The sequence below is a fragment of the uncultured Campylobacter sp. genome, assembly GCF_938045225.1.
GTDB lineage: Bacteria > Campylobacterota > Campylobacteria > Campylobacterales > Campylobacteraceae > Campylobacter_A.
In genome coordinates, this window is the sequence record NZ_CALINL010000296.1 from 1 (window position 1) to 13891 (window position 13891).

General features: G+C 43.6%; 13 protein-coding genes and 1 pseudogene. All 14 read right to left on the reverse strand.

From position 1 onward, the window contains the following. Positions 1–81, reverse strand: a pseudogene (locus Q0200_RS10785) (aminoacyl-tRNA hydrolase); the annotation flags it as partial. 11 nt (positions 82–92) lie between these two features. Next, positions 93–629 (reverse strand): 50S ribosomal protein L25/general stress protein Ctc, encoded by a 537-nt coding sequence (locus Q0200_RS10790; protein WP_297941068.1) that lies wholly within the window; start codon positions 627–629, stop codon positions 93–95. A 58-nt stretch (positions 630–687) separates the two neighbouring features. After that, positions 688–2949, reverse strand: a complete 2262-nt coding sequence (locus tag Q0200_RS11975) for a PilT/PilU family type 4a pilus ATPase (RefSeq protein WP_366118659.1) — start codon at positions 2947–2949, stop codon at positions 688–690. Next, a complete protein-coding gene (locus Q0200_RS10800) occupies positions 2946–3941 on the reverse strand; it encodes a transaldolase (protein ID WP_297941070.1) in 996 nt (331 codons plus the stop codon). The genes Q0200_RS11975 and Q0200_RS10800 overlap by 4 nt, the downstream gene beginning before the upstream one ends. Before the next feature lie 12 nt (positions 3942–3953). Further along, on the reverse strand, positions 3954–4577 hold the full coding sequence (gene serB, locus Q0200_RS10805) for a phosphoserine phosphatase SerB (RefSeq protein ID WP_297941072.1): 624 nt from the start codon (positions 4575–4577) through the stop codon (positions 3954–3956). A gap of 8 nt (positions 4578–4585) precedes the next feature. Next, positions 4586–5083: a chemotaxis protein CheW gene (locus tag Q0200_RS10810; RefSeq protein WP_297941075.1), complete on the reverse strand. Its 498-nt coding sequence runs from the start codon at positions 5081–5083 to the stop codon at positions 4586–4588. A gap of 3 nt (positions 5084–5086) precedes the next feature. Then, complete coding sequence (locus Q0200_RS10815) at positions 5087–7447, reverse strand: chemotaxis protein CheW (RefSeq protein ID WP_297941076.1); 2361 nt, start codon at positions 7445–7447, stop codon at positions 5087–5089. 14 nt (positions 7448–7461) lie between these two features. Then, the gene (locus Q0200_RS10820) at positions 7462–8403 is read right to left on the reverse strand and encodes a chemotaxis protein (protein ID WP_297941078.1); all 942 of its coding nucleotides are present in this window, start codon (positions 8401–8403) and stop codon (positions 7462–7464) included. Position 8404: 1 nt separating this feature from the next. Continuing rightward, positions 8405–9145, reverse strand: a complete 741-nt coding sequence (locus Q0200_RS10825; protein WP_297941081.1) for a UDP-2,3-diacylglucosamine diphosphatase — start codon at positions 9143–9145, stop codon at positions 8405–8407. 156 nt (positions 9146–9301) lie between these two features. Further along, positions 9302–9784, reverse strand: coding sequence for a transcription elongation factor GreA (gene greA, locus Q0200_RS10830; RefSeq protein ID WP_297941083.1), 483 nt, complete (start codon positions 9782–9784; stop codon positions 9302–9304). Positions 9785–9787: 3 nt separating this feature from the next. After that, positions 9788–10819, reverse strand: coding sequence for a lipid-A-disaccharide synthase (gene lpxB / locus Q0200_RS10835; protein WP_297941085.1), 1032 nt, complete (start codon positions 10817–10819; stop codon positions 9788–9790). After that, the gene (locus tag Q0200_RS10840) at positions 10816–11262 is read right to left on the reverse strand and encodes a lysozyme inhibitor LprI family protein (RefSeq protein WP_002950719.1); all 447 of its coding nucleotides are present in this window, start codon (positions 11260–11262) and stop codon (positions 10816–10818) included. The genes lpxB and Q0200_RS10840 overlap by 4 nt, the downstream gene beginning before the upstream one ends. Positions 11263–11415: 153 nt before the next feature. Next, on the reverse strand, positions 11416–13125 hold the full coding sequence (locus tag Q0200_RS10845; RefSeq protein ID WP_297941087.1) for an ammonia-forming cytochrome c nitrite reductase subunit c552: 1710 nt from the start codon (positions 13123–13125) through the stop codon (positions 11416–11418). 22 nt (positions 13126–13147) lie between these two features. Next, entirely contained in the window at positions 13148–13660 is a 513-nt protein-coding gene (nrfH, locus tag Q0200_RS10850; RefSeq protein ID WP_002950715.1) for a cytochrome c nitrite reductase small subunit, read from the reverse strand. Positions 13661–13891: the final 231 nt, after the last annotated feature.

Below are 13891 nucleotides of genomic sequence, written 5' to 3' on the forward strand. Positions count from 1 at the left end.
GTCTATAAGCATAAAGCCTATGTTGTGTCTAGTATTTTCGTATTTGGGGCCAGGATTGCCCAGCCCCGCTATTAGTGTCACAAAAGCCCTTTTTATTTAGCTTTAATAACTCCAAGTACCGCAACACGGTCAGCGTCAATGATAGTAACGCCTTTAGGAGCTGTGATATCACGAACCAAAATCGTATCATCAATGTCAAGTTTGCTTACATCAACGTCAAATGAATTTGGTAAATTTTCAGCCGTGCATTTTACGCAAATACGTCTTGTTGACTGGATCAAAACACCCTTATTTTTAAGACCAATAGGTGTTCCAACTGGCTTAACTGGGATCATATATTTTGATAAAACGCCTGGAAGTGCTACTTTTAGATCTACGTGTTTAAGATCGCTTGTAACAACATCTCTTTGGTAATCAACAATAACGACATTATAAACTTTTCCGCCTACTTTTACATCAAAAGCAAGGCTCTCTTTTTTGCGTGCTTCTTTGATAAAGTCATTGACTTTAAAAGCAGCTGCAACATTCTCTAATCCCTTACCATAAATGTTGGCGATTAGATAACCATCTCTTCTCAAGGCTTTTGACGCCTTTTTACCGATACTCTCTCTAACGATACCTTCTAACATCGTTTTCCTTTCTTGAAAAATAGAAGCCGATGATACCCAAATTTATATAAATTTCGCCTTACTTGATATCTTTGAGCGCAATAACTTCGCTTTGAAATTCTTTTAAAAGCTCGGCATCCTCTTCGATAGAGGCAACCATAGCTCGTTTTTTAGCAAGGTCGGCGCTCTTGATTTTGATATCGAGATTTTCCCTTCTACTGGCGCTTTTTAGAGCTTCTTCTTTCGTTATAACGCCCGAAGTATACATGTCAAGCAAATGCTGCTCGAAGGTCTGCATTCCGTAGGTATTTTTACTTTGTTCTATCGCGTCGTAAATTTCGCTATCTCTATCTTCTAAGATCATATCTCTTATTCTTATGTTTTTTACCATTATTTCGCAAGCGACGCGGCGTTTACCGGTCGTAGTCACGACAAGGCGCTGAGATATAATAGCCTCCGCAACCGAAGCAAAGGTCATCCTGATTCTATTTTGCTCCTCTTTGGGGAACATATTTATAACGCGGCCGATAGTTTCTTTAGCATCAAGGGTATGAAGCGTAGCAAGTACTAGGTGGCCGGTTTCTGCGGCGTTTATCGCGGTTCTAACAGTCTCCAGGTCTCTCATCTCGCCCACAAATATAACATCCGGATCCTCGCGCAAAGAGGCCCTTAGCGCGTCGGCGAAACTATCTACGTCTTGGCCGATACCGCGCTGATTTATTACGCTTTTGTCGTCGTTATATATAAACTCGATCGGATCTTCGATAGTGACTATGTGGTAGTTTTTTGTGTGATTTAGGTGGTTTATCATGCTAGCTAGTGTCGTTGTTTTACCGCTACCGGTAGGTCCAGTTACTAGGATGATGCCTCTATTTACTTTATTGCAAAGCTTTTCAATAACCGGCGGCAATAAAAGCTCGGACATCGTAGGAATTTTCGTTGGGATCGTTCTAAATACGAAAGATACGCCGTCCATCTGCAAAAAGACGTTTGAACGGAAACGGTAGTCGTCGTTTAATTTATATGTAAAATCTACGCTCTTTCTTTTCATAAGATTGTAATAATTCGCCCCTAAAATCTCCTTTGCAAGTAGTATCGAGTTGTCGTAATCTAAAATTTTATCGCCCATCGTAAATATCTCGCCGTTAAATCTACCTCTGATAACTCTGTCTGATTTTACGTGTAAGTCGCTACCGCCAAGCTCAATAAGCTTTATTAAGTATTTATCTAGCACGCCTTTCATAGCAACTCTTCTAGCACTTTCGTCAGCCTGCATTATTGACGCCCTATCGCCGGATATTCCAAGACCGCTATCATCGGTCGACAGCCCGATTTCAGCCAAAAGCGCAGCCCTATCTTTACGCTTAGCAGGTCTTGCTTCAGCTTCTTTTGCCGTACTTATCCCGCTTTCTTGCGCGCTTTCGACTTGCACTTGCGTTGCTCCTTTGCTTGTACTTTTATATGCTTGCGTTAAATTTGACTCTAAAACTTGTTCTTGCGATTCATGCAAATTTTCGAACTCGTCAATCTTCGTGTTTTTCTTGGTATTACAAAAATCTACATTTAAATTTGACTTAGATTGGATTAAATTTACCTCATTTGCGATTATATCCGATTCATCTTTCGCTTCTTTATTGTCTCCATTTTGAGATATATTAAATTCGTTTTGAAAAAAGTCTAAAATTTGATCCTTTTCACTAGGACCTTGCGTAAAATCAACCTCTTCTACAATAAAACCGACGCCTAAATTGTCTAAGCTTGCGCTATTATTATTAAATTTTGCGTCCGGCGCTTTATCGACGCCCGGTTGCTCCAACGCCTCAGCTATCTCCGTTTCATCAAGCATATTTTTTTGTTCAAGCGTCTCGTCTAGAGCGTCTATTTCGCTTAACGCTTCATTGATAGCCTGGAGATTTTCACTAAACTCATGCTTTTTTGCTTCTAGTTTAGCGGGTTCGATAGATTCATCAAATTTGATAGGCTCTGCTTGCTCTTTCTTTTTCAAAAGCTCGCCATCTAATGGCTTTAATGCCGGCAGGTTGTCGAAATCAATATTTTGTCCAAATTTAAACACAGGCCCCTGATCGGTCAAATTTTTATCTAAAATTTCGTTAATTTTCCGCTCTTCTTTTTCCGGTTTTAGCGCTATAATTTGTTCTTCTTGTAATTTTTCTTTATTTTTATCTCTTATTTTTTGTATATCGCCCTTTACGGCATTAGCTCCTAAATTTATAATACGCTCAAGTTCGTCGTCTTGAGTGTCAAATTTAATGCCGGAGCCAACCGGTTCATAGCCGGCTCTCTCTTCTTGTTCTATCGAATTAAATCCAGAAGACTTCATTTTAATGCTTCCATGATATCTTCAAATGCAGTTACAAATTGCTTTAAGCCGTCGTTTAGTAAGTCTTTATAAACCTTCTCCATATCTATGTCGGCCCTTTTTACTACGCCGAAAAATTTCTCTATACTATCGTCGCTAACGGCGGTTTTTGGTTCGTTTTTACCAGATATAAAAGCTTTAATAGTATCAAGAGGAGCCGTATTTATCGCATTTTTATACATAAGCTCTTTTATATAATAATCCTTTGCTAAATCATCACCCTTCACGCCCGTACTAGCAAACAGCGCCCTCGTCGTAGGCAAACTTTTATTTTCTATGATTTTATAAATTTTAGTCGCGTTCATTATGCCGATTTGACCCGTCGGCAGCGAGTTTTCGCGCATTTTTTCATCTAGCAATCGATCAAATCTGCTAACAAAAATACTAATCACGCTCTTTGGTAACGGCGTTAGCGGAAATTTTTTCTCATAAGCCTTCATGCCCTCTTCAAAAGCGTCCAAACACGCTATGGCTTGCTCGGGCGAGAAAATCAGCGTCGCATTTACCGCGATACCGCGCGCGCTTAATGCGCTCATCGCTTCAAAGCCGGCTTTTGTAGCAGGTATTTTTATCATGACGTTTGGCATGCCGATCTCCGCGTGCAGCCTAGCCCCCTCATCTACCGTAGCTGCCGCATTGTCGCAAAAACCAGGATCGACTTCGATACTAACAAAACCGTCGTCGCCATTTACATAATGCTTCAAAAGTTTTATTGCAGCTATCTTGATATCTTGCATCGCGAGCGTCTCATAAAGCGCCTTCGGATATTTTTTACCCATTTGGCCGATGACGTCTTTATAAGAGTCCGATAAAAACGCGGCCTTAAAGATGGATGGGTTTGAAGTCACGCCGTTAATAGCGCCGTTTTGAAGCAAATTTACAAACTCGTTTTGCAAAAAATCGCGCTCGATAAAGTCGCACCACAATGAAAAATTTATATCGTTATTAAACATTTTCTCGCCTTTTTATATCAAATTTACGATCTCGCGCAAATCTTTTTTATCCACGCAACAAGTTGCCGCTTGCCTCAAAATTTGCTTCGCGCAAAATGCGATTTTTAAATTTGAATGCTCAAACATAGATAGGTCGTTGGCACCGTCGCCCACGCTCATCGTCTGCTCTTTTGAGATGCCGAGCATTTTTTGTAAATTTGCAAGCATCGCGCCTTTTGAAAAGCCAAACATCATTTCGCCGCCCACGAGTCCAGTCAGGACGCCGTCTTTGTGATGCAGGATGTTTGCGAAACTAGCATCAAATTTGAGCTTTTCTTGCGCTCTGTCCGTGCCCGAGTGAAATCCGCCGCTAAAAACTACGACCTTAATGCCCTTACTTTTTAGATACGAGATCAGTTCGGCAGCTCCGGGCATGAGCGGCAAATTTGAGCAAATTTGATCTACCTTAGCAAGCTCAAGCCCCTTTAAAAGCGATACTCGGCGCGTTAAGCTCTCGAAAAAATCAAGTTCTCCAGCCATCGCTTTTGCAGTTATTTCGCTAACCTCGTCGCCCACGCCTTTTACTGCGGCTAAAAAATCTATCGTTTCGCCGTCCATCAGCGTCGAATCAAAATCAAATACACAAAGCTTTATCAAAATTAATCCTAAAAATCACGTTTCAATAGCGTTTCAACTTTTAAAATCGTAAGAATACTACTATCTCTCTTGCCGATGCCGTAAATCATACCCTTATCTTTTAAAAGCGTTTCAGGCGGCGGATCGATCCTGTTTTGCTGTATCCTGATGGCTTCCGTTAGCCTATCGATCACAAACCCCGCGACGTTATCGCCCTCTTTCATCACGATATACCTCGTGCTTGGGCTTGGTTTTGCGGCGTTTAGAGAAAATTTCTTTCTCAAGTCAATTAGCGGGATGACGCTACCGCGCAGGTTAAATACGCCCAAAACATACTCAGGCACGCTAGGCACGCGAGTGTATTCTATGGGCTTAATTATCTCTTGGATATTTAAAATAGGTATCGCGTACTCCTCGTCGCCCACGATGAAACCGACTAATTGGACGATCTCCTCTCGCTCTTTTTCGCTCGGGTCTATCACCTGTCTTTTTTGTCTTTTTAGAACCTGATTTAGTTTGTCGTTCATGTTCTATCCTATTAGTTTGATATTTTTTCTAACTACGTTTTCAAGGTACTCGGACGAATACGGCTTAGTTATATACTCGGTCATTCCTACTTCCACGCCTCTTAGCCTATCGGTCTTTGACGTCCTAGAAGTTACCGCAATAAGCGGCAAATTTCTATATTTTGAGTACTTGCGAATTTCGCCTGCTAGCGTGTAGCCGTCCATTCGCGGCATTTCGATATCGATTAGCATCGCATCAAGCGCGTGTTCGCCTGATTTTACGATAGTTAGAGCCTCGACGCCGTTAGTGGCCTCTATCACCGTTACGCCAAGAGGCGCTAACGATTTTTGCATTATAGTTCTATCCATCTTCGAGTCGTCGACGATTAGCACCTTGTAGTCGCTCGGTTTTTCTTTAACGCTTTTTGAAGTCTCCATGCTAGTTTTTATGTCTACTTTTATATCTTTTGCCATCTCCATCATTATTCCGACGTCAATAATTAGCGTCACTCGACCGTCGCCTCTTATCGTTGCGCCGGCGATTCCAGGGATATTTTGGAGATAGTCGCCCATTGATTTGATGACGATCTCTTCTTGTCCTACGAGACTATCTACGATGATACCTAGCTTTGCCTCAGCTACGCCGATAACGACCACGTATGTCTGATCGCCGCCGTCAAAGACTTGTTTTACGCCGAAAATATCGGAGAGTTTAACCAAAGAAAGCACCTCGTCGCGTAGTCTAAGCACGTTTTTGCCATCGATCGTATAGATATCGTCGATCGGCACGCGCACGGTCTCTAAAACGCTTGCTAGAGGAATAGCGAAAAACTCCTCCTGAGCGCCGACTAAAAGCGACTGTATAATCGCTAGCGTGAGCGGAATCTTTAGCTTCATCGTCGTGCCCTTGCCCACTTCGCTTTCGATGTCGATTATGCCGTTTAGCTTTTCGATATTAGTCTTTACGACGTCCATTCCCACGCCGCGACCGCTTACGTTAGTTACCTTCGCAGCAGTCGAAAATCCAGGCTTAAATATAAGCCCAAACGCCTCTTTATCGCTCATAGTATCGGCTTCGCGCTCGGTGATGATGCCCTTTTCTATCGAGCGTGCCTTTAGCATATCGGCATCTAGTCCCTTACCGTCATCGGCAATCTCGACTACGATATGGTTGCCTTCGTTGTAGGCTTTTAGCTGGATAGTGCCTTTTTCAGGCTTGCCAGCAGCTAGTCTGGTAGGACCGTCTTCGATGCCGTGGTCGCACGAGTTTCTTATCATATGCACGAGCGGATCGCCGATTTGCTCGACGATAGATTTATCTAGCTCCGTCTCCTCACCCGTGATCTCAAGGTCGATTTGCTTATTTAGCTCGCGGCTTAGATCGCGGATCATGCGAGGAAATTTATTAAACACCTTTGCGATAGGTAGCATCCTCGTTTTCATAACGGCTAGCTGTATGTCGGTAGTCACTAGGCTTAGGCTAGACACTACTTGATTTAGCTCCTCGAGGAATTTCTCGCCCTCATATCTCTCCTCTACATCGTCGTAAATTTTGAGCAATCTGTTTTTGCCAAGCACCAGCTCGCCGATCAGATTCATCAGGTGATCTAGGCGCTTAACCTCGACGCGTATAGTCTGCTCGTCCGCGCTAGCTCCGCTTGATGGAGCCGGGACTTTTTTGTCCTCTTTTTTGTTGGCGGGCTTTGCTGGAGCCGGCTTTGGAGCCGGTGCAGAATTTGAGGGAGCGGCAGCTTGCGGCGCAGCCGGTGCGGTAGGTTTTGGCGCTTCGCCTCCGGCCGCTTTTTGAGCGCGCCTTGCCTGATCCTCGGCCTTTCTTACTTTCAGCAGTCTTTCTATCTCGGCTTCGACCTCGTCGTCGCTTAAATTTGATAAATTTTCATCGCTAACGGGTTCGGGCTCAGGCTCTTTCGGCGTCTCTACCACAGGCTCTGGCGCTGCAGCAGCAGGCTCGCTAGCGGCCGCGCTCGGGGCTTCGCCTTCGGATATTGAGGTTAACCTTTTGCAGATATCACCTATCTCGATGCCTACGTCCGTATCGTTGCCGCTATCTCTGATACCGTGCAAAAGTCCCTTCATCATATCTACGGACTCTAGTACCACGTCCATGATATCCGGAGTTATCTTTAGTTCGTTGCGGCGGGCTTTGTTTAGTACGTCTTCCATATGGTGCGTAAGCTTAGTAAGGATATCGAAATTTAAAAAGCTCGATGACCCCTTGACCGTATGCGCAACGCGGAAAATTCTATTTAAAAGCTCTAAATCTTCAGGATTTGACTCAAGTTCTATAAGGTCATGGTCTATTTGTTCTACTAGTTCGAAGGCTTCAACCAGGAAGTCTTCCATTATTTCTCTCATATCATCCATGATTCCACTCCCCCTTATTTCTTGTTCGCTTCGATCACGCGAAGCACCTCGTTATAAAATAGCGACGCGTCAAATTTAGTTAGATACGCGGCAGCCCCAGCCTCTTTACTTTGAGCTTCGCTGTAGTCATTGCTTATAGAAGAGTTAAATATGATAGGAATTCCCGCATATCTTGGATTATTCTTTAGAGTCGATGCAAAACGATATCCGTCCATCTGAGGCATTTCGATGTCGCTCAAAATCACCCTTAAAAATTGACTTAGTTTATCGCCGTACATTTCGTATAGATCTTGCATTCTAGCAAGTCCTTCCACGCCGTCTTTTGCTTCAACCACTCTTAGTCCCATTTTTTCTAGCATATCTTTTACTAGTTTTCTAGCTGTAGAGCTATCGTCTAGCACTAGCGCAACCCCGCTTAAAAGCTTATTTTGATCGATTTCTACTTCCATTTTCGGGCTATAGATACCAAGCTCTTCGACGACGCTTTCAAGGTCTAGTATGAGCAAAACTTCATCGTTTTCGATACGAGTTACGCCCGTGATCTTGCCTTTATCTAGCGTTCCGGCGTTTGAGGCGAAAGTCGCAGCCTCTATATCCGCCCAGCTTATGCGCCTGATACGTTTTGCCTCATGAACGATAAAACCTATCAATATCCCGCTAAATTCGGCGATAATAACGCGAGGCTTGATAGCTCCGCCCTTAGGCTCGTTTATCTGCATCCATTTGGCTAAATTTATGACAGGTATCACTACGCCGCGTAGGTCAAAAATCCCCTCTATATACTCGGGTACTCCTGGAAGCTCGGTTAAATTTGGCATCTTGATGATCTCGCGCACCTTAGCGACGTTGACGCCGTATATACCCTCATATACATTGTCTCCCGACTGCTTAAAGATACGAAAATCAACAAGCTCCATCTCATTTGAACCGGTTTTTAATGTGCCATTTTTAAGCATTTTAAACCTTTACGCTCTTTCGAGCAAACTTAATATTTTGGCCGTATTCTACTACAAAATAGCTTTGCTCGCATGCAAAAGAAGGAATATTTATATATTTTTGTTTACCTATCGTGTACTGTTCGCCTTGGTGATAGTGCCCCTCGATGACGACGTCAGCCTCGTAAAATACGTTATATCGGCGCATTTTTGCTTCGACTAAATTCTTAAAATTCGGTATTTTATAATCTAAAATTTTTCGTTTAAGCTTATTTAAAATTTGTTTTGAGAGCCTAAAATTTAGAAATTTATCGAAAAAATTCATCGTTTTTAAAAAAACTTTGACGCGCAAAAACCTCAAAGCGTATTTTGCGACAAAAGGCAAAAATATATCTCCATGCGCGATAAGCACGCTCTGTCCGCACTCAGTGGCAAATTTAACCGGCTGAGCGCCGATAGGATAGGATTTGACGTTTTTAAACAGAGGCGCGAGGTTAAAATCGTGATTTCCCTCGAAATAGTAAATTTCCATTTTCTCGCCCAACTCGTCGATCGCACGGACGTATCGCTCGTAAAATTTGACGAAAAACTCGCATTCGCCCGCCAAAAAATCAAACATATCGCCCATCAAAAACAGCTGCGGCGTCTTTATCTCGCCGCTTTTTAACGCGCACAAAAAATGCCAAAAATTTTCGCGATTTTCGTTTTCGTGCGAGTCGGCGATAAAGATCGCGCCGCTTTTTACGACGATTTGCTCAGGCATCAAATTTTACTTTTTGTAGCGCCGAATTTGCGGCTAGGAGTTTTAAATCTAATGAGCCGAATTTGAAAAACTCGGCAAACGCCGTAGTTAAATTTAAAGGCTCAAATTTACCTGCCGAGCTAGTAAATTTAACGGTTTTAAACGCGCTCATCGGCTCTAAAATTTGATCGGTTTATAGCTAACGGATAAGATCTCGACGTCGCTTCTGCCGTTTGGCAAATTTAGCGCGACCTCGTCGCCTTCGCTCTTGCCGATTAGCTGTTTGGCTAGAGGCGAGTTTATCGAGATGAGACCGCGCTCTAGGTTGCTCTCCGGCGTGCCAACTAGCGTGTAGGTCCTTTCAAGCTCGGTTTCTACGTCCATGATGACGACCGTGGAGCCAAATTTTACCTTATCATGCTCATATTCTGCGGGGTCGATTACCTTGGCGCGGCTTATTATGTCGCTAAGCTCGGCTATACGGCTCTCGATAAACGCCTGTTTTTCGCGAGCGGCGTGGTATTCGGCGTTTTCTTTTAGATCGCCGTGACTGCGCGCGATGTCGATCTCCTCGACGATATTCGGGCGCTCGACGGTCTTTAGATTTTTTAGTTCGTTCGTGATTTTTTCATATCCAAAAAGCGTCATCGGTTCGGTCATTTTTCATCCTTTATTCGTTATGATTTGCGCTACGCTAGCCGCAGAGCCGTGTTTTAGGTATTTTCGTAGCTTCTCGCAGCCTTTGATAAATTTCTCTTTATCGCAGCTCTCGTAGGCTTTTATTAGATTGCCGGGCGTTACTTCCTCTTGCAATAGCTCCTCGTGCAGTGCCTCTTCGCCCATAAAATCAAACATTATATTTGCAAGCCCGATGTGGCGTAGTTTCACAAACATCCGCGCTATCATTATGTCGATTGCTTTAGCCTTATAAGCTAGCACGAACGGCGTGCCCACGAGCGCGGCCTGCAGCGTCGCGGTGCCCGAGCAGATAAAGGCAAACTCGCTTTGCAAAAGCGCGCGCGGAGCGTCCGTAACCACGCTAAAATCGCTAACGTCGCCGTAAATTTGCATATCGTTTGCTAAAAATGGCGGCACGACGAGCAGCTTTTCTTTGTCTTTTATCTGGCTTGCCACCTCACGAAAAATCGGCATCAGTCGTGAAATTTCGGCACGGCGGGATCCAGGCATAAAAGCAATCTTACCGCTTTGCAAAAGCTCGTTTTTTCGCACTCGTAGTTCGTCAAGCAGCGGGTGTCCGACGTAGTGCGAGCGGTTGTAGTACATCCCGTCAAACGGCAAAATCGAAGCCAGATGATCGCAGTATGCCTCGACCTTCGCCACGCGTCCAGCCTTCCACGCCCACACCTGCGGCAAGATATAGTAGGTCACCGGCGTTTTGATACCGGCCTCTTTGATCGCTTTAGCTAGCGGCAGGTTAAAGGCTGGGCTATCGATAAGCAGCACGGCGTCGCACTCTGCGGCTAGGCGAGTCATCTCTTTTATAGCTCGTTTTGCCTTAAAATAAAGCGGCAAAACCTCCACGAAACCCATCGCGGAAAACTCCGAGCTTCGCATAAAAGGTTTGCCGAATTTCTCGTCGAAAATGCCTTTTAGCTTGCACTTTGGCAGATGCTCTAAAACCTGCTCGAAGTGCAAATTTGCAGAGGCCTCTAAACAAGAGACGAGTAACCTCACTGATTACCCTCAAAGTCTTCAGCTAAGTTTGCAAGCTCTCTTGCGCGCTCCTTAGTCATCTGAAGGTAGCAATCGGCAGCCGTTACGGCATAAAGCGTACCCATAGGCGGCACAAACGGACATTTAGCCTCTTTATAGGCCACCCATTTACGCTGGATGTCTTTTAGTTTCTTTTTATTTTCGTCATTTAGTACACTCATGGCTTTTTTATAGTTTTGATTTAGGAGTTTATCTTGGATAGCAAATTCGGCGTCTATGCACTGTATCATGCCGGCAGTCGAGCTATCCTTTTGCATACACTCATCTACGCGCGCTTGCGATTCATCAAATTCCTCTTCCGAAGTTTCCTCGATGCTTGACGCAGGTTTTGCTTTGATCGCAAGATCTTGCGCACCGAAAACCAAACTCGCCGCAAGAGCAGCAAAAATAAATTTTTTAAGCATATTTTCTCCTTTAAATTTGATGAAGATTATCGCCTAAAACGGCTAAATAAACAATAAAATTTAAATTTATAAGTAAATTTAGGATTTTAAAATTTGAAAGAAAAATGCGTAAATTTAAAAACCCAAAGCCCGCAGGCCTTGGGTTTAGGGGGTTTATTTAAAATTTAAATTCTTGACGTTCTCGTCTGTTTGCTTCATCTTCTCTGTCGGAACAGCGCCGATAGGCCATTTGTGTCCGATAGGAGCAGGTGCTGCAACAGGAGTAGCCTCTTGCGTTAGCTTGATGCTGATGCCATAAGGAGCAAGCTCATTTACTAGCTCGATTTGTCCTTGGCGAGCAACCTCTTTACATTGTCCAAGGATTCTAGCCGCCTCTTCGTCTCCGTGGAATCCGTAGCTGTTTTCGCTAAAGCTGAAGTCCCAGCGGATATGAGCTTTTCTGTGGAAAAGAAGCGTTTTTTCAAGAGCTTTGCTGATAGCCTCTTTTCTCTCTTTTTCATCGGCGATCGAAGCAAATTTCTCGTGTTTAGCTAGCTCGGCTCTTGCGACTTTGACGTCTTGGATGAAAGAAAGTAACGCATTTTCACAGTTTCTTAACTCGTAAGCGTGGCGATTTTGGATAAAGTTAATTCTATCTTTCAACTCTTGCTCGCTTTGAGGGTGGCAAGTTTTGCAAGATGCGGTTAAGTTGTTAAACGGAGTTACCATAAAGTGATCCGTGATCTTCTCCGATCCGCTTCTCTTATACGGAAGGTGGCAGTCTGCGCACGTTACACCGCTTCTGGCGTGAACGCTAGTCGAGAATAGCTCAGACTCAGGGTGCTGCATTTTGATAATTTTAGCGCCTGTATCTTTATGAATATAGTCGGATTTAAATCCATCCTCTTTAGCTAGCTGCTCGTCGTAGTATTGGTCGAAATTCTCGATTTTAAACGGCTCGCCTTTTTTCCATTTGCTCCAAGGGAAAACAGGAGTCGAATCCGCATTAAAGTAGTATTCTACGTGGCACTGCATGCACACCATAGTTCTCATCTCTTGTCTAGTTGCCTTTATGCCTTGTTTAGCGTCGGCCTCGTAGCCTCGCTCAACCATAGCATTTACCATAGCAGGTCTAGTTATTCTTAAACTCATGTCATCAGGGTGGTGGCAGTCGGCGCAAGCCATACCCATATGCGAACCGCCGTGAGAGTCTTTTCCGTGTTTGCTAGCTACCATATCCATAACCTCTTTATAAGGCATAGAGTTCATCTTCGTCCAAGCTTGCTTCATCTGCGCACCGTTTTCTTTTACGTCGAAAAACGGCATAGGCTTAGTCGCGGCGGCAGTCGGATTTTCGCTTAGTTGCTTGTAGTCCGTATCTACCATCATAGCCGTAAGGTGTCCGGTGTGGCAGTTTACACAGGTACCTTTTTGGCCCTTAAACGCAGGCAAGCCGTGAGCATTCATATATTCCTTATCGTTTCTTTTTGTCTCGATTTGGTCTATTTGATTATAGAAGTGAGTTCTAGGCTTACTGTAATCCACGCCGAATACGTACCCGTTCCAAAATACCGTAGCCGCAGGCCAGCGGATAATTTTACTATAAGGGAAAGAACCGCCGAAAGGAGTCTCTATTAGCTCGCTTCCGTTTGGATTTTCGTCGCTTTTATGCTCCATTTTTTTGAAGTCGTCGAGATGAGACGGGAAGTTTTTACCCCATTTTTCAAAAGACGGCTCCGTTTCGCTAACTTTGTTTAGCATTAGCGGGTAAGCTTTTGACTCCTCTTTTTTATGAGCTATGTCGTTATAAAGAGCAAGTACGCCCGCACCGAGTGCAACGGCCACTAAAAAAGTAACCGCGTATAACAGTTTGTTATTTTTCATTTATTCTCCTCCTAGGATTGTTTTAAAAGTTATGTGCGTGTCCGGCTTGTCTGTGACAAGATACGCATTTTAACGGCTCGTTGGCATTAGCATACTGCCCGTGTTTACCCGGCAAGCTATCGCCTATAGCTCTTGGATCGACTGAATTTCTAGCATAATCCTTATGGCACTCTATACAATTGTTTTGTATGATCTCCTTTTGCTCATCGCTTGCGGTAAACGATACGGGATTATCCAAGAAAGTAAACGCATAACCGTGCAAGAAGCCGTATTTAGCTTTCGCCAGCCATTTGCTTACGAATTCTTTAGGCATGTGGCAATCTATACACGTCGTAACGTGTTGATGTCCGCCCTTAGACCAGCCTTCATAGACTTGGTTCATGACGTGGCAGTTTATACAGGCTTCGGGATCGCGAGTAAGATGCTGAGGACCATTAGCGAAAAAGAACGTAAAAATCCCAAATCCGCCAGTAAGCCCAATAACCGCCAGCAAAGCTATGACCCATTTAGACGCTTTTTTCTTTGCGTTTTCCATAATCGGCTTTCTAACCTCCTTTGTAAATTTAAATAAAACTTAACTTTATTTATCGGTCGGTATTTTATTATTAGTTCGCTTAAATTCTCATTTATTTTTCTAATATAATTAAAATTAAATCTAAAGCTTATTTTTATACTGTGTAAATATAACAGTAGTTGTTATCAATTTATTATGATTGATTTTAATCTATTTCGGCGTTATATACTATAGTATATTTAATATCTTAAA